The organism is Pseudomonas sp. YL2 (genome assembly GCF_023063025.1).
Classification (GTDB): Bacteria; Pseudomonadota; Gammaproteobacteria; order Pseudomonadales; family Pseudomonadaceae; genus Aquipseudomonas; species Aquipseudomonas putida_A.
The window spans coordinates 118,066-135,903 of sequence record NZ_JAJSLU010000001.1 but is presented as its reverse complement, the minus strand read 5'-3'; the positions used below and the strand labels follow the sequence as shown (position 1 = coordinate 135,903).

General features: G+C 60.2%; 19 protein-coding genes. 11 read left to right on the top strand and 8 right to left on the bottom strand.

Translation table 11 applies throughout. The features are described 5' to 3' along the window. Positions 1-2: 2 nt before the first annotated feature. Complete coding sequence (locus LVD08_RS00625; RefSeq protein WP_202369242.1) at positions 3-1,766, bottom strand: cation:proton antiporter; 1,764 nt, start codon at positions 1,764-1,766, stop codon at positions 3-5. 282 nt (positions 1,767-2,048) lie between these two features. On the opposite strand from LVD08_RS00625, the gene LVD08_RS00620 reads away from it, so the two are divergent. Then, on the top strand, positions 2,049-2,531 hold the full coding sequence (locus tag LVD08_RS00620) for an acyl-CoA thioesterase (protein ID WP_003229693.1): 483 nt from the start codon (positions 2,049-2,051) through the stop codon (positions 2,529-2,531). Between the two features lie 135 nt (positions 2,532-2,666). Here LVD08_RS00620 and pdxY read toward each other — a convergent pair whose 3' ends face one another. Further along, entirely contained in the window at positions 2,667-3,539 is an 873-nt protein-coding gene (gene pdxY / locus LVD08_RS00615) for a pyridoxal kinase PdxY (protein WP_027610337.1), read from the bottom strand. Between the two features lie 117 nt (positions 3,540-3,656). On the opposite strand from pdxY, the gene LVD08_RS00610 reads away from it, so the two are divergent. Then, complete coding sequence (locus LVD08_RS00610; protein ID WP_025112628.1) at positions 3,657-4,070, top strand: DUF3301 domain-containing protein; 414 nt, start codon at positions 3,657-3,659, stop codon at positions 4,068-4,070. Between the two features lies 1 nt (position 4,071). Here the strand turns inward: LVD08_RS00610 and LVD08_RS00605 are convergent, their stop codons facing one another. Further along, complete coding sequence (locus tag LVD08_RS00605) at positions 4,072-5,043, bottom strand: CobW family GTP-binding protein (RefSeq protein ID WP_247267147.1); 972 nt, start codon at positions 5,041-5,043, stop codon at positions 4,072-4,074. Between the two features lie 28 nt (positions 5,044-5,071). Here LVD08_RS00605 and LVD08_RS00600 point away from each other — a divergent pair, with 28 nt between their 5' ends. After that, complete coding sequence (locus LVD08_RS00600) at positions 5,072-5,428, top strand: NADH:ubiquinone oxidoreductase (protein ID WP_247267146.1); 357 nt, start codon at positions 5,072-5,074, stop codon at positions 5,426-5,428. A 4-nt stretch (positions 5,429-5,432) separates the two neighbouring features. Here LVD08_RS00600 and LVD08_RS00595 read toward each other — a convergent pair whose 3' ends face one another. After that, on the bottom strand, positions 5,433-6,083 hold the full coding sequence (locus LVD08_RS00595; protein ID WP_027610334.1) for a DUF1826 domain-containing protein: 651 nt from the start codon (positions 6,081-6,083) through the stop codon (positions 5,433-5,435). Continuing rightward, positions 6,083-7,288 (bottom strand): zinc metallochaperone GTPase ZigA, encoded by a 1,206-nt coding sequence (zigA, locus tag LVD08_RS00590; protein ID WP_247267145.1) that lies wholly within the window; start codon positions 7,286-7,288, stop codon positions 6,083-6,085. The genes LVD08_RS00595 and zigA overlap by 1 nt, the downstream gene beginning before the upstream one ends. A gap of 234 nt (positions 7,289-7,522) precedes the next feature. Here zigA and LVD08_RS00585 point away from each other — a divergent pair, with 234 nt between their 5' ends. Continuing rightward, positions 7,523-7,900 (top strand): glutamine synthetase, encoded by a 378-nt coding sequence (locus LVD08_RS00585; RefSeq protein WP_247267144.1) that lies wholly within the window; start codon positions 7,523-7,525, stop codon positions 7,898-7,900. On the opposite strand, the gene LVD08_RS00580 is transcribed toward LVD08_RS00585, so the two are convergent. Next, positions 7,897-9,099: an N-acetylmuramoyl-L-alanine amidase gene (locus LVD08_RS00580; RefSeq protein ID WP_247267143.1), complete on the bottom strand. Its 1,203-nt coding sequence runs from the start codon at positions 9,097-9,099 to the stop codon at positions 7,897-7,899. The two genes, LVD08_RS00585 and LVD08_RS00580, sit on opposite strands and share 4 nt — an antisense overlap. 84 nt (positions 9,100-9,183) lie before the next feature. On the opposite strand from LVD08_RS00580, the gene folE2 reads away from it, so the two are divergent. The 6 genes from folE2 to LVD08_RS00550 are packed head-to-tail and all read left to right on the top strand — an operon-like array spanning position 9,184 to position 14,390. Then, on the top strand, positions 9,184-10,080 hold the full coding sequence (gene folE2 / locus LVD08_RS00575; RefSeq protein ID WP_247267142.1) for a GTP cyclohydrolase FolE2: 897 nt from the start codon (positions 9,184-9,186) through the stop codon (positions 10,078-10,080). Then, complete coding sequence (locus tag LVD08_RS00570; RefSeq protein WP_247267141.1) at positions 10,077-10,745, top strand: metal ABC transporter ATP-binding protein; 669 nt, start codon at positions 10,077-10,079, stop codon at positions 10,743-10,745. Before folE2 ends, LVD08_RS00570 begins: the two co-directional genes overlap by 4 nt. After that, positions 10,745-11,581 (top strand): metal ABC transporter permease, encoded by an 837-nt coding sequence (locus LVD08_RS00565; RefSeq protein WP_247267140.1) that lies wholly within the window; start codon positions 10,745-10,747, stop codon positions 11,579-11,581. The genes LVD08_RS00570 and LVD08_RS00565 overlap by 1 nt, the downstream gene beginning before the upstream one ends. Positions 11,582-11,622: 41 nt before the next feature. Continuing rightward, positions 11,623-12,498, top strand: coding sequence for a metal ABC transporter substrate-binding protein (locus LVD08_RS00560; RefSeq protein WP_247267139.1), 876 nt, complete (start codon positions 11,623-11,625; stop codon positions 12,496-12,498). Beyond that, positions 12,495-13,055, top strand: coding sequence for a gamma carbonic anhydrase family protein (locus tag LVD08_RS00555; RefSeq protein ID WP_025112617.1), 561 nt, complete (start codon positions 12,495-12,497; stop codon positions 13,053-13,055). The genes LVD08_RS00560 and LVD08_RS00555 overlap by 4 nt, the downstream gene beginning before the upstream one ends. Before the next feature lie 3 nt (positions 13,056-13,058). Further along, positions 13,059-14,390, top strand: coding sequence for a dihydroorotase (locus LVD08_RS00550; RefSeq protein WP_247267138.1), 1,332 nt, complete (start codon positions 13,059-13,061; stop codon positions 14,388-14,390). Positions 14,391-14,484: 94 nt separating this feature from the next. Here LVD08_RS00550 and LVD08_RS00545 read toward each other — a convergent pair whose 3' ends face one another. Then, positions 14,485-15,003 (bottom strand): DUF3617 domain-containing protein, encoded by a 519-nt coding sequence (locus LVD08_RS00545; protein ID WP_097090252.1) that lies wholly within the window; start codon positions 15,001-15,003, stop codon positions 14,485-14,487. 131 nt (positions 15,004-15,134) lie between these two features. On the opposite strand from LVD08_RS00545, the gene cls reads away from it, so the two are divergent. Beyond that, positions 15,135-16,574: a cardiolipin synthase gene (gene cls / locus LVD08_RS00540; protein ID WP_247267137.1), complete on the top strand. Its 1,440-nt coding sequence runs from the start codon at positions 15,135-15,137 to the stop codon at positions 16,572-16,574. Positions 16,575-16,612: 38 nt separating this feature from the next. Here cls and cfaB read toward each other — a convergent pair whose 3' ends face one another. Continuing rightward, complete coding sequence (gene cfaB, locus LVD08_RS00535) at positions 16,613-17,800, bottom strand: C17 cyclopropane fatty acid synthase CfaB (RefSeq protein WP_183783342.1); 1,188 nt, start codon at positions 17,798-17,800, stop codon at positions 16,613-16,615. Positions 17,801-17,838: the final 38 nt, after the last annotated feature.

Below are 17,838 nucleotides of genomic sequence, written 5' to 3'. Positions count from 1 at the left end.
GGTCAGTGCCCCGACGACTCCTTGTGGTTGTCGAGGGTTTCCAGCAGGGCCACCTGCATCCGCGTGTGCACGCGGATGAACCAGCGCCAGAGCAGCGCCGCCACGGCGGCCGCGACCACGGCGACCAGCACCAGCAACTTGTTGGTCGGCAGGATACTGGCCGACAAGGCTGCCAACAGCAGGAAGATCACCAGCAGCGAGAGGATCGGGATCACTTCGGAGATCACCCGCCGCACTCGCTGCGTGTGACGCCCGGCCATCTCCGGCTTCACACCCATCTCCGCCAACAGCATCGACAACGCCTTGAGCTTGCGATACGCCGCAATCAGGAACGGCAGCGACAGCAGCAGCGCTCCGCCCCAGATCAACGCCTTCTGCCAGCTCGGGTCAGCGATCCAGTCCTGCATCCACACCGACAGCCGTCCGGCAAAGAACGCGCCGCTGAAGAAGATCGCGATCACCAGCGCCAGATTGACCCCGACCTGCAACAGGATCCGCCGGATCATCGCCGCCAGCATCGCGCCCTCACCTTGCGGCTGAATGCTGCGCAGCCATTCGCCATACATACTGAATACCCGGCCCAGACGCTTGGGCACCGCTGCCGAGAGCTTGATCGACAGCGGATCGGCCGCACGGATCAGATACGGCGTCAGCAGCGTGGTGATCACCGACACCGCCACCGCAACGGGATACAGAAAGTTGCTGGTGACCTGCAGCGTCATCCCGAGCGCGGCGATGATGAAGGAAAATTCGCCAATCTGTGACAGCCCCATCCCCACACGCAGTGAGGTGCGTCCGTCATTGCCGGCGATAAACGCCCCGAGGCCGCAGGACAACATCTTGCCGAGCACCACCGCCACGGTAATGACTGCAATCGGCCACGCGTATTGCAGCAGGATCATCGGATCGAGCATCAGGCCGATGGCGACGAAGAAGATTGCACTGAACAGGTCGCGAACCGGCTCGATCAGCCGTTCGATCTTCAGCAGCTGCCGCGACTCGGCCATGATCGCGCCGATCAGGAAGGCGCCGAGCACCATGCTGTATTCGAGCTTGACCACCAATAGGCAGAAACCGAAACACAAGCCCAGCACGGTAATCAGCAGCATCTCGTTGCTTTCGAATTTGGCGACATACGCCAGCAGACGCGGCACCAGCAGAATGCCGACCACCAGCGCGACGATCATGAACAGCGACAGTTTGCCGACCGTGGAGAACACTTCGCCGGAGCTAACCGTGCCGCTGACGGCGATGCTCGACAGCAAGGCGATGATGCCAATGCCGAGGATGTCCTCGACGATCAGTACGCCGAAGATCAGCTGCGCAAAGCGCTCGTTCTTCATCTTCAGGTCGTTGAGCGCCTTGACGATGATGGTGGTTGAGGAGATGGCGAGGATTGCGCCGAGGAACAGCGAGTCCATGGTGTTCCAGTCGAACCAGCGACCGATCTCGTAGCCGATCCAGATCATCAGGACGATTTCGAGGAATGCCGCGATAAACGCCGTGGCCCCGACCTTGAACAACTTGCGCAGACTGAATTCCAGGCCGAGGCAGAACATCAGGAAGATCACCCCCAGCTCGGCGAGGGTCTTGATGGTTTCTTCGTCGTGGATCAGGCCGAACGGCGGCGTGTGCGGGCCGATGATGAAACCGGCGACGATGTAGCCGAGCACCACCGGCTGCTTGAAGCGGTGAAACAGTACGGTGACCACACCTGCGACCAACATGATCACTGCCAGGTCCTGAATAAAGCTGATGGCATGCATGGTGTGGGCTCCTTGTATGACGTGACCCGCCGTCAGACATCAGAAAGGTCTGAGCGAGTTGGGTAAAAATCCGCTTTTCGTGTAGGAATTGCCCTTGGGCAGGGCCTTTTGCAGGTTAACACCGCGACTTCCGGCTGGAAGGCGGTGCAATATAAGGAAACAGATCGGTCGCGGCGTGACGGCAGCCAGTCGTCTGGCGTCCCGATAACGGTGCTTTTGAAAAAGCCACCAGGCACCCGCAGAGGTGCGTCCAGCCATCCAGCCTTGATCCGTGAGAACGTTATGGAACCCGGAAACGCCCAACTGTCGATGACGGTATTGATGACCCCCGACATGGCCAACTTCTCTGGCAATGTCCACGGCGGTACCCTGCTCAAATACCTCGACGAAGTGGCCTACGCCTGTGCGAGCCGCTATGCCGGCCGCTACGTGGTAACGCTGTCGGTGGATCAGGTGATTTTCCGCGAGCCGATCCATGTCGGCGAACTGGTGACCTTCCTCGCGTCGGTCAACTACACCGGCAACACCTCGATGGAAGTCGGCATCAAAGTGGTGACCGAGAACATCCGCGAGCGCTCGGTGCGCCACACCAACAGCTGCTTCTTCACCATGGTTGCGGTGGATGACCAGCGCAAACCGGCCGCCGTGCCGCCGCTGCAACCGCAGAACAGCGAAGACAAGCGTCGCTACATGCAGGCGCAGCAGCGTCGGCAGATTCGGCAGGAGCTGGAAAAGCGTTATCAGGAGATCAAGGGCGACGCCTGATCAGCCCTTTGGAATGATGTCGCTTTACAGATCGCCTTCGCGAGCAAGCCCGCTCCCACATTGAATCGCAGTCCTCCCATGGGAATGCAGTCGAACGTGGGAGCGGGCTTGCTCGCGAATGGGTGTAACGCGGTCTTACAGGCTGATCGCCGTCGCCTCGAACTTCACCCGCGGATGCGCAATCCGGTCCTGCGCTCGCACCAGTTGCAGCTCGTAACTGGCACACGCCTGGGTTTCCAGCAGCACCTCATGCACCGCCGCTGCGGTGAACTCAAACGCCGCCACCAGACTGTCGCCGAGCAGTACCCGCGCGAGGAACAGCCCAGACGTCAGATCGCCGACACCCACTGGCTGACGCGGAAACGCCAGCAGCGGACGGCGCAGGTGCCAGCTTTCGTCTGCGGTCACCAACAACATCTCGAAACCGTCCGCCGGCTTGCCCGGATAATCCAGATGCTTGACCAGCACCGCTTTCGGCCCACGTGCCAGCAACGCCCGAGCCATCGCCAGGCAATCGAACAGCGACTGCGGCTTGCGCCCGGAGAAGCTGTCCAGCTCCAGTTGGTTCGGGCACATGATGTCCGCCACCGCAGCGGCTTCCTCCAGCAGGAAATCGCTGACTTCGGCCGGCACACTGCAGCCCTTCTCCGGATGGCCCATCACCGGGTCGCACAGGTACAACGCCTTCGGATTGACCGACTTGATGCGCTCGACGCCACTGAGAATCGCCCGGCCCTGCGCCGCGCTGCCCAGATAACCGGAAAGCACGGCGTCGCAGTTGCCCAGCTCGCCAATGGCGGCAATGCCTTCGACCAGTTCGGGGATCTGGTGCGGCGCCAGCACTTCACCGGCCCACTGCCCGTACTGGGTGTGATTGGAAAACTGCACGGTGTTGAGCGGCCAGACATTCACCCCGACCCGCTGCATCGGAAACACGGCGGCGCTGTTGCCGGCGTGGCCGAAGACCACATGGGACTGAATGGCGAGTAGATGAGGCGTACGTTTCATTCGGGTTATTCCGTAAAACGATTGAAATTCAAGCCGCGCAGTATGCGATGAAACACAGCCTGTACGACAGACCGGCGACGCAGTTAAGCTGAGCTTATCTTTTGGAGTTTCCTGTTGATGCTGACCCTCGAAAACATCTTCGTGCTGATGCTGTTCGCCGCTGCCGGCGCATGGTTATGGCACAACCACGGCTTGCGCGAGCGGGCGCTGGAGCGGGTCAAGCAGCATTGCATCAACGTCGGCGTCGAACTGCTGGACGGTAACGTCGCGTTGAAAAAAATCGGTTTGATCAAGGATGCCAGCGGGCGGCGGCGCCTGGCCCGGGTCTATAACTTCGAGTTCACCGTGACCGGCGAAACCCGGCACAACGGCACCATCACCCAGTTTGGCGCGCACAGTGCACAGATCGAACTGGCGCCCTACCCGGCACCGTTCGACGATACGCCGCCGGTGGTCGAAGTTACCCGCCCAAGGGCAGAAGTGATCGAACTGAGCCAGTGGCGTCAGGAACACAACAAGTGGAAGCCTTGAGCTAACTCGCCTGCACCCGGCATTGCGCCATGCCAGACTGCAAAGCATCGATACGTTGTGCATCGGCAAAGATCAGCTCCATACGTGAATCCCGTCGCCACTCACTCGGTTGCCAATCCAGTTCGGCGTTATCCACCGCATTCGCCGACACCCAGCCCTCGGCGCTGTGGATAACCAGTTTGGCCCGCCGCCAGTCCAGGCTCTGCAGCCATTGGCTCAGACGTTGCGTATCGAACGTCTGTCCAGGGTGCCAACGCCAGCCGATGCTCCAACCGCCCTCCTGTGCCTGACTCAGGCAGATCGGCGATGCCGGGTCGCTCCAGATCGCAGGAATCGGTCCCGATCCCTGCGGCACGACGAGGTTATCCACCGCAGCCCCCGCTTGCGCAGCCACACCCGGCAGCTCGCTCAACGGCAGTTGCGCCTGCTGCGTCCAGGTCATTTTGACTGCCGGCAAACGCTCGACGATGGTCTGCCGTGCAGCCTCATCCAGACTTTCTGCCTTGTTCAGCAACAGCAGGCCGGCGCTGGCCAAAGCCTCCTGCTGAGCGGGCGGCAAGGCTTTCCCGGCGGCCAGCGCCTGGGCATCCAGCACTAACACACAGGGCTGCAGCGCCAGTACACCCAACCACGGTGCTTCGCTTAACTGCTTGAGCAACTGCGCCGGATGGCCCAGCCCGGACGGCTCGATGAACAGCCGATCCGGCCTGGCTTTGCGCAGCAAACGGCCGAGGCCGATTTGAAACGGCGCACCATTCACGCAGCACAGACACCCTCCGGCGACTTCGCCCAGTGCGATACCATCGGCGTCGCGTGTCAGCAACGCGGCATCGAGGCCGATCTGACCGAACTCGTTGATCAGCACCGCCCAGCGCTCGCCTTCCGGCCGCTGGGCCATGAGCTGGCGAATCAGGCTGGTCTTGCCGGCGCCCAAAGGGCCGGCGATGACATGGGTAGGAATGTTCTGCAACATGACTGGGCGTTTTCTGAGGGGATTGGACATGCGTTGGATGGGATGGTCGTTGCTGTTGATGCTGCTGTCGAGCGAAGCATGGGCCCAGGCTTGCGTGGTAAACAGCCAGGGCGAGCGACTCGACGTCAAAGTCTGCCAGCAGAACCGTAATATTCCCGAGAAGCTGTTCAGCGACGGCTTCTGCCAACCGACCCTGGCCGGGCAGAAAGTCGAGGTGCAGTACGTCGATCAATGCCCGAGCGGCGCGTTCGGCGTGTGCAGCAACGCGCAAGTCGCCAATATGCCCTATCGCCAGGATATCCACTATTACGGCGTCGCCTCCGACGCGGCGTATTTGCAGCCGTACTGCGAAGGCCAGAGCCAGGGCAAGTGGCTCAAGCCTTGAGCCGTCAGCCGAGCCAATCGAGGGTGAGCAGCAGACGTCGCTCACCCGGCGCCGGTTGCGGGGAGCGATGAATCAAGCCATAGCCTTCATTGCCGTGCCACTTCTCGCCTTTCAATAACGCCACGTCACCGCTCTGCAGTTGCTGGATGTTCGCGATGTCCCGTGGTTCGGCGTTTGCCTGGCCCAATTGCTCGCGATCCATCACGCCTTCCTTGAGCCACTGACTGCCGATCCCGCCGTAGGTTGTAATCAAGCGCACCGGCACATGATCGACATGGAAGCGTGGGCACATGGCTTTGTCCAACACCTGCAGGCGCAAACCGATGCGGCGAGCGCCCAGCAGACAGGCGAAGGCACTCACCAGCCATTGCAGGTCCGCGATGAAGCCCTCGTAGCCTTGCAGATCACGGAACCCGGCGGCCAGTCCTTGCAGATCAGGGTCGGCGTCTTCATTCGGCAATTCGATGCACAGTGATTCCGCCAAAGGCTCGTTGAGCGACAGCAGCAACTCTGCGAAATCGGCGATGTGCAGCGGCAGTTGGCGCTGCCAGACCGCGAGATTGACGTCGTCTTCGAGGATTCGCGTCAGCGTTTTCGGCGTCACCCCCTGATGCTGATGGCGCGCCCGGTTTTGCTGCAGTTTGAGCGCAAGCATCAGGCGGCCTCTTCGTGCCAAGGGCCGAACGGGTCCGGCAGCCTGCGCCAACCATCTGCGCCAATGGCCATTTCTTCATCAGTCAGCAGGCAGGCGTCGAGCTCCGACTTGAGCTGTACGAAGTCGATGTTCTGGCCGATGAATACCAGCTCCTGACGACAATCTCCAACGCTCGGTGTCCAGTTCTCCATGATCGCTGCGGTACTTTCCTGATCCTGCGGCCATTGGTTTTTCGGCACGAAACGCCACCAGCGACCGGCGAAACCATGGCGCATCAAACCACCGGCCTGCGACCAACTGCCCGCGTCGCTGGGTTTGCTGGCGAGCCAGAAGAAGCCTTTGGAGCGCAGCAGTTTGCCGTTCGGCCATGGGCGATCGATGAAGTCGAAAAAGCGCTGCGGATGGAACGGACGGCGTGCGCGGTAGGCTGTCGAGGCGATGCCGTATTCCGTGGTTTCCGGCACGTGCTCACCGCGCAATTCCTGCAACCAGCCTGGGGCCTGAGCGGCTTTCTCGAAATCGAAACGCCCGGTGTTGAGGATCTGCTCCAGCGGCACCTCGCCCATCACCATCGGGATGATTTCCGCCTCGGCGTTGAGGCGTTTGAGGATGGCCATCAGCTCTTCGCGCTCCTGGCGGCTGATGAGGTCGATCTTGCTGATCAGCAGTACATCGGCGAACTCGATTTGTTCGATCAGCAGATCGGTGATCGAGCGTTCATCTTCATCGCCCAGGGCCTCGCCTCGGGACGCGAGGCTCTCGGCAGCCTGATAGTCGAGGAGGAAATTCACGCCGTCGACTACCGTCACCATGGTGTCGAGCCGCGCGACATCGCCGAGGCTCCGGCCCTGCTCGTCACGAAAGGTGAACGTTTCGGCGACCGGTAGCGGCTCGGAAATACCGGTAGATTCGATGAGCAAGTAATCGAATCTTCCTTCGCGGGCGAGTTTGCTGACTTCTTCGAGCAGGTCCTCGCGTAACGTACAGCAGATACAACCGTTGCTCATCTCCACCAGTTTTTCTTCCGCACGGTTAAGGCTGACATCGCGCTGGACTTCGCTGCCATCAATGTTGATCTCGCTCATATCATTAACGATGACCGCAACGCGCAAACCCTCTCGATTACGTAGTACGTAATTCAAAAGTGTACTTTTTCCGGCACCGAGAAAGCCCGATAGAACGGTCACAGGAAGTGGGGATGACATTGGATAATCCTCATCAGGTGGTGGCCGATGTGCGTTTTGGCCTGTTTTGGCGTAGCTCACCGCGTACTTGAGCTTCAAAACAGCGCTTTGGCAGAAGCAGACGCTTGCAATCGGCGAGCTCAAGCTCAATTCAAACTTATGTTATAGTATAACAATATAAATAAGCCAGCTCCGCTCTTGCCCAAACCGATAAAGCGCTGGAAGCTGCACGCAAACTGCCCATCGGATACCGAGATGAAAATTGCCCTGAAATGCTCGCTGCTGAGTCTCGTATTGCTGTCGATGGCCAATGCCTGGGGGCGAATTCCACCGCTCGCCAACTGTACACGCAGCGCCAATCTGCTGGCCTGCATAGATGCGCAGGGCAATACCTACAGCGTAAACACGGTGGGCAGCACGATTTACCTGCGTGGCTTTGAAAAGGACGGCAATCGCTACTGGGCACAGACCAACAGTCGCTTCGGCCAGCTGACGTTCTTCACCGGGATCGCCTCTGACGGCGAAGCCTGGGTTGGCTACACCCGTCGCGTTGGCTGGACGACGATCAATCGCTTTTCCAGCTCTGGCGGCAGCAGCGCCAAGTTCACCTGCAGTCGGATCACCGGCTGCTAAACCTGCGCTTCTTGCTGCTCCTGCTGCCAGGCGATGTAGCTATCTACTGGCGGATTCTTCTGGAAGTAACGCTGCAGCCCTTCGAATAAACCATCCGCCACGGCCTGCTGATGTCGAGGCGTGACCAAGCGCTGGCTGTCACGGGCGTTGGAAATGAAGCCGGTTTCCACCAGAATCGACGGCACGTCCGGCGACTTCAGCACGGCAAACCCTGCCTGCTCCACGCGCTTCTGATGCAGCGTGGTAATGCCCGCCAGACTGCCGAGAACGGTGCTGCCGAGTTGCAAACTGGCGGCAATGGTGGCGTTCATCGACATGTCGAGAATCACGCCGGCGAGCATCGGATCTTTGTCCTTAAGGTTGAGCAGACTGGTCGCGCCCAGCAGATCCGCGCCGTTCTCTCGCTGTGCCATGAAGCGTGCAGTTGCTGACGTCGCACCACCTTCAGACAAGCAATATACAGATGCTCCCGACGCGGTAAGACGCGGCGCCGCATCGGCGTGCACCGAAATAAACATGTCGGCCTTGTGCTGACGTGCGATGTCCACACGCTTGCGCAGCGGCACGAAGAAGTCGTCATTGCGCACCAGTTTTACGTCGAAGCCTTTCTCCCTTTTCAGGCGTTTGGCGAGCAACTGAGCGATGGCAAGAACCACATCTTTTTCTCGCTCACCCTTGGCGCCAACCGCACCTGGGTCTTTCCCGCCGTGCCCGGGATCAACGACAACGATGATGTCGCGCTTGGGGTGAGCCTGATTCGAGGGTGTTTCACGTGGAACCATCGCCGGACTTGATGCCCGTTTGGCGTTTACCAGATCAAGCACCAAGCGGTGCCCTTGACCATCTTGAGGCGCCAAAAGGAAGCTGTTCAATAGCACCGGATGGTGCAGGTCGAGAACGATCCGTGTATCACCTTGACCAAAGTGCCCTGTTCGAATCGAACGAATCGCAGTATCGGCAAGCTTCAATTGACTGAGATCGCTACTCAAACTCGCCCCGGAAAGGTCGATGATCAAGCGTTCTGGAGCGCTCAGCGAAAAGGTTTTGTAGCGCACCGGACCGCTCAGATCGAACACCAATCTGAGCTTGTCATCCGAACGCCAGAGGCGTGCATTGCGAATTTGCGTAGCCGAAACGGTGAAGGGAAAAGCCAAAGCCGTGCTGGCCACAAGCAGGTTGAGCAGATGACGTCGGTGCATATGAAAGCCTGTTCATGAAAAAGGCATCGTGATTTGAATTGTTATAATGTAACATCTAATTCAATCAACACGATGGTTCCGAACATGAATTCGCTGACACTTCCGGATATTGCGACTCAAGCCGCTCGACAGGCGTTACCGCTTGATTGGGTGGGAATGTGCGGCATTGCTCTGCCTGTTTTATTGCAAGGCCAACGTCTGAGCGCAAAAGCTGATGCAGGCGTGAGTCTCGATAATGGCGAGGCGCGCGGCATTCACATGTCGCGGCTATATCTCGCATTGGCGGCACTTGAGCGGCAGGACCTCTCTCCCTCCCTATTGCGCCAGGTTCTCGAGGAATTTCTGGTCAGCCATGACGGTTTATCCAACAGCGCCTACCTGAAAATCCACTGCGAAGTGCTGCTGAAAAGGCCTTCGTTAGTCAGCCCTCTAGCGGGTTGGAAGAGCTACCCAGTGAGCATTTCAGCGAGTCTGAAAAACCAAGTGTTCCACGTGGAACTGAAAATCGAGGTGCCCTACTCCTCAACTTGCCCCTGCTCAGCAGCGCTGGCGCGACAGTTGATTCAGCAGCAATTCATCGATGATTTCGCCAACAAGCCACTGCAACATGCCGAAGTTTTGGCCTGGTTAGGATCAAGCCAAGGCATTGTCGCCACCCCGCACAGCCAACGCAGCACCGCGCAATTGCATATGCACCTCGACGAGTTCATCGACGAGCTTCCCCTGAGTGTGATCATCAATGACGCCGAAGCGGCGCTCGGCACCGCCGTGCAAACTGCCGTGAAGCGCGCCGACGAGCAAGCCTTCGCGTTGGCCAATGGGCAGAACCTGATGTTTTGCGAAGACGCCGCGCGACGACTCAATCTGGCTCTGCGTCGCTCCCCCGGGGTCAGTGGCTTCCACCTGCGGGTGATCCACGCCGAAAGCCTGCACGCCCACGACGCGGTCGCCGAAAGCCACTGGCATCGAGAACTCCAATGATCCGTTGCCACACCCTGAGTTGGGGCGCACCCGGCCAACCACTGACTTCGCCACTGACCCTCTCGCTGGAACGCGGCAGCCTCTGCGCCATCATCGGCGCCAACGGCTGCGGTAAAAGCTGCCTGCTGAAAGTCATCGCCGGATTGCAGAAGCCGTTATCAGGAAAGGTCGCACTGGGTGTTCCACGTCAGGGCGGTTTGGCGTTCCTGCCGCAACAGCAACACCTCGACCGACAGTTCCCCATCAGCCTCGAAGAGCTGGTGGCCGCGGGTTTCTGGGGGCGTCGATTGTCGACGCAACTGCGCGCACAACGACTCGTCAACGCCCTGGAAAATTGGCACTTGAGCGGATTGGAAAAACGTCCGCTGATGGCCCTTTCCGGTGGCGAGTTGCAGCGCGCCCTGCTCGCCCGCTTGAGTCTGACCGACGCCCCATTGCTGCTCCTTGACGAACCCCACGCCGCACTCGATGAACTGGGCCAACAATTGCTCTGGCAACACATCCACGCCTGGCATTCCGAAGGACGAACACTGCTGATGGTCTGCCATGACCTCGCCGCCGTCCGCCAACACATCCCGCAGACACTGCTGATCAAAAACCGCGAATGCCTGTTCGGACCCAGTGCCGAACTGATCCAGCAAACACCCAATATGCAGGTGGCCTGATGCTCACCGTCGCCCACCTCTGGCAACCGTTCAGCGAGTTCGTGTTCATGCGCCGAGCGCTGCTCGGCGGACTGGTATTGGCCTGTAGCACGGCGCCGCTCGGCGTGTTTCTGATCCTGCGGCGTATGAGCCTGATCGGTGACGCCGTTGCCCACGGCATCCTTCCCGGCGCGGCATTGGGCTTCTGGTTCGCCGGTCTGAGTCTGCCCGCGCTGACCTTCGGTGGTCTGGGCGCCGGCCTGGGCATGGCCGGTCTCGCCGCCTGGATTACCCGTTGCACCGGCCTGCGCGAAGACGCCAGCCTCGCCGCGATCTACCCGATCTCGCTCGCCAGTGGCGTGCTGATTCTTGGCATCGCCGGCAAGCGTCTCGACTTGCTGCACCTGTTGTTCGGCTCGGCACTGGCGGTCGACGGCCCTACTCTCCACGGCATGTTATGGGTCTCGACCTTTAGCCTGATTGCCATGGCGCTCATCTACAAACCGCTGCTGCTCGACACCCTCGACCCGTTATTCATGCAAACCGTCAGCCGCCTCGGCCCCCTCGCCCACGGCGTGTTCCTGACCTTGGTGGTGCTCAATCTGGTGATCGGTTTCCAGGCCATCGGCGCCTTGATGGTGGTGGGTCTGATGATGCTGCCCGCCGCCGCTTCACGGTTCTGGAGTCGTCGCCTGCCGAGCCTGATTGCCATCTCGGCGCTTATCGGCTGCCTCTCGGTGTGGTGCGGATTGTTGATCTCGTTCTACTACTCGCTGCCGAGCGGCCCGGCGATCGTGCTGGTCGCGGGTATCGGTTATCTGCTGTCCGTGGTGCTTGGACCGGTACACGGCTTGTAGCGCCGCCCGCCTTTGCTCACATCCCAATGAGGTGTTTCCCGATGCGCGCTCTACTCGTGTTGTTCAGCTTGCTGCTATCGATGTCGTTGTCGGCGGCGGAAAAATTACCGGTGGTCACCAGCTTCAGCATCCTCGCCGACATGGTTCACCAGGTGGGTGGCGAGCATATCCAGATCACCAACATGGTCGGCCCGGACGCCGATGCACACACTTACGAACCGACACCCGATGACGCCAAAGCGTTGCTTAAGGCCAAATTGATCATCAAGAACGGATTGGGTTTCGAGCCTTGGCTTGATCGTCTGGTGACCAGCACCGAGACCAGAGCCCCCGTCATCAGTGCCAGTCATGGCGTGATTCCACGCTCGCTGGAGGAAGACGGCGAGACCATTCCCGACCCGCACGCTTGGCACAACCTGGCCAACACCGAGCTGTACATCGCCAACATCACCAAGGCGCTGATCGCTGCCGACCCGGCGAACAAGGCCGACTACCAACGCAACAGCCAGACCTACCTGAAACAGATCTACGCCCTGCTCGCTGAAGCCAAGGCCAAGCTCGGCTCGCTGCCACCGGGCAATCGCAAGATCGTCACAAGCCACGACGCCTTCGGTTATCTCGGTCAGGCCTACGGCATCGACTTCATGGCGCCGCAAGGTCTGTCCACCGAGCGCGAGCCATCGGCCGCCGAAGTCGCCGCACTGATCACCCAGATTCGTCAGGCCAAGGTCAAAGCGGTGTTCATGGAAAACATCAAGGACGCGCGCCTGCTCAAGCAGATCGCCGAGGAAAGCGGCGCGCACATCGGCGGCACGTTGTACTCCGATGCCCTCGCCGCTAGCGGCCCGGCCAGCACCTTTACCGGACTGTTCGAATACAACCTCAACACCCTTTACGACGCACTGAGCCAACCATGATCCGTAAAAATCCTTCCGGCGATCTTCCGCAAATTGCTGAGTCGGCCTACGTCGACAAAACCGCGATCATCTGCGGCAAGGTGGTCATTGGCGAGAACGTGTTCGTCGGTCCCTACGCCGTGATTCGCGCGGATGAGGTGGACGCCTCCGGTGCGATGGAGCCGATCACCATCGGCGCCAATTCGAACATCCAGGACGGCGTGGTGATCCATTCCAAATCCGGCGCCGCGGTGACCATCGGCGAATTCACCTCGATCGCTCACCGCTCGATCGTGCACGGCCCGTGCGTAGTCGGCGACCGGGTGTTCATCGGTTTCAACAGTGTGCTGTTCAATTGCGTGGTCGGTGACGGCTGTGTGGTGCGGCACAACTCGGTGGTCGATGGCCGCGATTTGCCGGATGCGTTCTACGTGCCCTCCACCACCCGCATCGGCCCCAATACCGACCTCTCGCAGTTCCCGCCGGTGAGTGTCAGCGCCTCGGAGTTTTCCGAAGACGTGGCGCGCACCAATGTCGATCTGGTACGCGGCTACAAAGCCTTGCAGAACGAGTTCTGAATCATGAGCAGCGTGCTGATTCGCAACGCCAGACTGGTCAATGAAGGACGCGAGTTCGACGGTGATCTGCTGGTCAGCCATGGCCGCATCGTCAAGATCGCGCGCAGCATCGACGGTGAAAATGCCCGTGTGGAAATCGACGCCAACGGTCAATGGTTGTTACCGGGGATGATTGATGACCAGGTGCATTTTCGCGAGCCGGGGGCGCCGGCCAAGGGCTGCATCCACACCGAGTCGCGCGCAGCGGTGGCGGGCGGCATCACCAGTTTCATGGACATGCCCAACACCCGACCGGCCACCCTCACCCTCGAATCACTGGCGGATAAAAAGCGTCGGGCGGCAATTAACTCCGTGGCCAACTACGGCTTTCACTTTGGCGTGAGCCAGGACAACCTCGACACCGTCGCCGCGCTCAACCCCTGCGAAGTGGCCGGGGTCAAAGTGTTCATGGGCGCGTCCACCGGCAACATGTTGGTGGACGAGCCGAGGACTCTCGAGCGTTTATTCGCCGAAGTGCCGACGATACTGCTGGCGCATTGCGAACACACGCCGAGCATCGAGGCCAATGCAGCACGTCTGCGCGAACGCCTCGGCGAACACCTGCCAGCGAATATCCATGCACTGATTCGCGATGCCGAGGCTTGCTACCGCTCCTCTTCGCTGGCGGTGGAACTGGCCAGACGTCACGGCACCCGCCTGCACGTTTTGCATCTGACCACCGCTCGCGAACTCGAGTTGTTCGAGGACAAGCCGCTCGCACAGAAACACATCACGGCCGAAGTCTGCCTGCATCATCTGCTATTCGATGACCGCGACTATCCGGCCCTCGGCAACCTGATCAAGTGCAATCCGGCGATCAAGACCCAAGCCGACCGCGATGCTTTGCGCGCGGCGCTGCTGAGCAATCGACTGGATGTGATCGGCAGCGATCACGCGCCACATACCTGGGCGGAAAAACAGCGCCCGTATGCCGAAGCGCCGTCCGGTTTGCCACTGGTGCAACATGCGTTGCCAGCGCTACTTGAGCTGGTGGCCGATGGCGTGCTGCCGATCACCACGTTGGTGGCGAAGACCAGCCATCGGGTGGCGGATCTGTTTGCGATTCCGGATCGGGGTTATTTGCGCGAGGGGTATTGGGCGGATCTGGTGCTGGTTGAGCCTGTGGCTCTTGAAGTGTCGCGGCAACCGATTCTGTCGCAGTGCGGATGGACGCCGTTCGCTGACAAGACTTTTCGCTATCGGGTGAATACCACGTTGGTGTCGGGGCAGATTGCCTGGCGGGAGCAGCGCATCAACGAAGGATGTCAGGGGCTGCCGCTACGGTTCATGCGCTGAATGATCAGGTGTCTGACAGGACGCCTTCGCGAGCAAGCCCGCTCCCACAAGGATTGTGCTGTCCCCTGTGGGAGCGGGCTTGCTCGCGAAGCTTTTAAGCTCTTGGCTTCACGGTGCCGCAATCCTGACCCAACCACACCGCACGGGTTTCCAGACTGCCCTTCTGGTTGATGCCGATGGCGTTGAACGTGCCATTGGCCACGGTGGTGAACTCACGATCACTGAGGAACGTGGCAACCCCGGTGCCTTGCGCTTTCGGGCAGCTGAAGCGGAATTTCCACTGGTTGCCGGTGCGCTCGGTGATCTGCTGTTTGCAGCCCGACTGCGGATCGGCCAAGGGAATATCGTTGGTCGCCACTTGCTGCGGCGTCAGGCAGGCACGAATGCCCTTGCCGCCGATGTTGATTCCGTTCTTTTCCAGCGCCGCACGCTGCTGCGGGGTCATCTGGCCTTGCAACTGGCCAAGGATCGATTGCACATCCATGGGCTGGTCATCGACCTTGACGTTGCTCGAGGTCATTTCCCACAGCCCCGGCTGCAGCATTTGCGCCTGCGCTACCACCGGCATTGCCAAACCCAGGCCCAGCGCCAAACCCAGCAGACGAATGTTCATCGAAAAACTCCTGATCAGTAGTGGCCGTTAGACGTCGGCCGATTGCTTCGGTTCATGCACCAATTAAATAGCGACATTCGCCTCGGAACATGGTCTGTTACGCATTGAGTCTTCAGGAGCAAGGCTGCCCCATGGATTATTTTGGACCGCACATTTTCGGTTATCTGATCGCCCTGATACATAGCCTCGGCTTGATCGCCGCCATCCATGCGGTGCTGACCGTACGCACCGCCCAAGGCTCGATCGCCTGGGCATTGTCGCTTATTTTCATTCCCTACCTGACGCTCATCCCTTATCTGGTTTTCGGTCGCAGCACCTTCGACGGCTATATCAAGGCGCGGCGTCAAGCCAACGAGCAGATGCGTCAGGCGATCTCCGAGTTGAACTGGCGCCCGTGGGTTGAAGAAGCCCTCACCGCCCGCGCCTCGAAGGCCTACGCCTCGCTGCGCGCCATGCCCAAACTGGGACGCATGCCGTGCCTGGCGAACAACCAGGTGCAACTGCTGGTGAATGGCCACGCGACCTTCGAGGCGATCTTCCACGCCATCGATCAAGCGCGCGAAGCCGTACTGGTACAGTTTTTCATCATCCATGACGACCGCATCGGTCAGCGCCTGCGCGATCTGTTGCTGAAGAAAGCGGCTGAGGGCGTGGCGATTCATCTGCTCTACGACCGCATCGGCAGCCACGCCCTGCCCCACAGTTATGTGCAGGCGCTGCGCGATGGCGGTGTCGAGGTCAAAGCCTTCGCCACACGCAGCGGCTGGCTCAATCGCTTCCAGGTGAATTTCCGCAACCACCGCAAAATCGTCGTGGTCGATGGCGTCCTCGGCTTCGTCGGCGGGCATAACGTCGGCGATGAATACATGGGCGAGAAACCGCCCCTGGCGCCGTGGCGCGATACCCATGTTCAGGTGCGCGGGCCGGTGGTGGCCTGCATGCAGGAGTCGTTTGCCGAGGACTGGTTCTGGGCAGCACGGACGTTGCCACCGCTGATCCTGCCGGATGTCTACCCGGAAGATGGCGTGCTCTGCCAATTGCTGGCGAGCGGCCCGGCGGATGCCTACGAAACCTGTTCACTGTTCTTCGTCGAAGCCATCCACGCGGCGACGGAACGAGTGTGGATCACCAGCCCCTACTTCATTCCCGATGAAGCCGTGTTCGCCGCGTTGCGCCTGGCGGTGCTGCGCGGCGTCGACGTGCGCCTGCTGCTACCCTCGCGTCCCGATCACCGCATCGTCTACGCCGCGTCCAGCCTGTATGCATTCGAAGCGGTGCGCGCTGGCGTGCGGGTGTTCCGCTACGAGCCGGGGTTCCTGCATCAGAAAGTGGTACTGATCGACAGCGAAATCAGCGCCATCGGCAGCGCCAATCTGGACAACCGTTCGTTCCGGCTGAATTTCGAAGTGATGCTGCTGACCGTCGACAGCGAATTCGCCGCCCACGTGAAACGCATGCTCAACGATGATTTCGAGCAGGCTTATGAAGTCGCCAAAGAAGAAAGCCGGGAGATCCACCGCCTGCAACAGCTCGGCATGCGGATCGCCCGGCTTATTTCACCGATTCTTTAACCGGCCGCTCGCTCGAACGAGCGAACGGTCGTCAGGCCTCAGGGGTGATAAATGTCGTCGCGGGTCCAGGGCAGTTCATGGCTGCCATCCGGATGCGCCTTCACCGCAAGAATCTGGTGCAGGTTGATCCAGCCACGGGCGAACGCATAGGCACACCCGGCCAGATACAGCCGCCAGATGCGCAACGCCTGATCCGGCACCAGTTTCCCGGCGGCTTCGAGGTTGTCCTCCAGCCGCTCGCTCCAATGGTCGAGTGTGCGCGCGTAGTGCAAACGCAGGCTTTCCACGTCGACGATCTCCAGTCCGGCTTCGCTGATCTCGGCCGAGATCATCGCCAGGTGCGGCAGCTCGCCGTTGGGGAACACGTATTTCTCGATGAAGTCGCCAGCGCCGCGTCCTACCGGACGGCCGTCGGTGTGTTTGGCGGTGATGCCGTGGTTCATCACCAGACCGCCCTCCTTCACCGCGCCGAACAGGACCTTGCAGTACTCGGCGAGGTTGGCGTGGCCGACGTGTTCGAACATGCCGACGCTGACTACCTTGTCGAAACGCCCGTCCTGCGGCAGATCGCGGTAGTCGAGCAATTGCAGCTCAACCTGATCTTCCAGGCCCTCGGCCTTGACCCGCTCTCGGGCCAGTTCCAGCTGTTCCTTGCTCAAGGTGATGCCGAACACTTTGGCGCCGAATTCACGTGCCGCGTAACGCGCCAAACCACCCCAGCCGCAACCGACATCCAGCAGATAATCACCGGGCTGCAAACGCAGTTTGCGACACAGATGTCGGAACTTGGCCTGCTGTGCCTGTTCCAGAGTTTCGCTGCCGGTTTCGAAATAAGCGCAGGAATACGCCATGTCGCTGTCCAGCCACAGCTGATAGAACGCGTTGGACAGGTCATAGTGATAGGAAATGGCTTTGGCGTCGGTTTCCTTGTCGTGCACCGCACGCACTGGCTGAGCGCCTTCGTCTTCATCGAGCAAGGCGCTGCTCAATTCGTCGCAGACCCGGATGACCTCGCTGATCGAGCCCTCCAGTTCCAGCCTGCCTTCGACAAACGCCGCCCCCAGCGCGTCGAGACTCGGATGGGTGAACTGGGTGACCATCGTCGGGTCCTTGACCACAATGGTGACACTGGGCGTCGGCCCCAGGTTGAACTCATGGCCATCCCAGAGTCGCAAGCGAAGCGGAAGCTGCAGATTCTGTAAGGCCGGTGGAAGTTGCGCGAGCATGGAAAATCCCCCTTGTTTCAGACGTCAGATCTGAGGGT

Excerpts from the sequence above, each read along its gene's own strand:
- LVD08_RS00545 (WP_097090252.1), bottom strand. The coding sequence starts at position 15,003 with ATGAACATTCGTCTGCTGGGTTTGGCGCTGGGCCTGGGTTTGGCAATG.
- LVD08_RS00580 (WP_247267143.1), bottom strand. The coding sequence starts at position 9,099 with ATGCACCGACGTCATCTGCTCAACCTGCTTGTGGCCAGCACGGCTTTG.
- LVD08_RS00600 (WP_247267146.1), top strand. The coding sequence starts at position 5,072 with ATGCGTTGGATGGGATGGTCGTTGCTGTTGATGCTGCTGTCGAGCGAA.
- LVD08_RS00565 (WP_247267140.1), top strand. The coding sequence starts at position 10,745 with ATGCTCACCGTCGCCCACCTCTGGCAACCGTTCAGCGAGTTCGTGTTC.
- LVD08_RS00595 (WP_027610334.1), bottom strand. The coding sequence starts at position 6,083 with ATGCTTGCGCTCAAACTGCAGCAAAACCGGGCGCGCCATCAGCATCAG.
- LVD08_RS00585 (WP_247267144.1), top strand. The coding sequence starts at position 7,523 with ATGAAAATTGCCCTGAAATGCTCGCTGCTGAGTCTCGTATTGCTGTCG.
- LVD08_RS00625 (WP_202369242.1), bottom strand. The coding sequence starts at position 1,766 with ATGCATGCCATCAGCTTTATTCAGGACCTGGCAGTGATCATGTTGGTC.
- LVD08_RS00550 (WP_247267138.1), top strand. The coding sequence starts at position 13,059 with ATGAGCAGCGTGCTGATTCGCAACGCCAGACTGGTCAATGAAGGACGC.
- LVD08_RS00605 (WP_247267147.1), bottom strand. The coding sequence starts at position 5,043 with ATGTTGCAGAACATTCCTACCCATGTCATCGCCGGCCCTTTGGGCGCC.
- LVD08_RS00570 (WP_247267141.1), top strand. The coding sequence starts at position 10,077 with ATGATCCGTTGCCACACCCTGAGTTGGGGCGCACCCGGCCAACCACTG.
- zigA (WP_247267145.1), bottom strand. The coding sequence starts at position 7,288 with ATGTCATCCCCACTTCCTGTGACCGTTCTATCGGGCTTTCTCGGTGCC.
- LVD08_RS00610 (WP_025112628.1), top strand. The coding sequence starts at position 3,657 with ATGCTGACCCTCGAAAACATCTTCGTGCTGATGCTGTTCGCCGCTGCC.
- LVD08_RS00560 (WP_247267139.1), top strand. The coding sequence starts at position 11,623 with ATGCGCGCTCTACTCGTGTTGTTCAGCTTGCTGCTATCGATGTCGTTG.
- LVD08_RS00620 (WP_003229693.1), top strand. The coding sequence starts at position 2,049 with ATGGAACCCGGAAACGCCCAACTGTCGATGACGGTATTGATGACCCCC.
- cfaB (WP_183783342.1), bottom strand. The coding sequence starts at position 17,800 with ATGCTCGCGCAACTTCCACCGGCCTTACAGAATCTGCAGCTTCCGCTT.
- pdxY (WP_027610337.1), bottom strand. The coding sequence starts at position 3,539 with ATGAAACGTACGCCTCATCTACTCGCCATTCAGTCCCATGTGGTCTTC.
- LVD08_RS00555 (WP_025112617.1), top strand. The coding sequence starts at position 12,495 with ATGATCCGTAAAAATCCTTCCGGCGATCTTCCGCAAATTGCTGAGTCG.
- folE2 (WP_247267142.1), top strand. The coding sequence starts at position 9,184 with ATGAATTCGCTGACACTTCCGGATATTGCGACTCAAGCCGCTCGACAG.
- cls (WP_247267137.1), top strand. The coding sequence starts at position 15,135 with ATGGATTATTTTGGACCGCACATTTTCGGTTATCTGATCGCCCTGATA.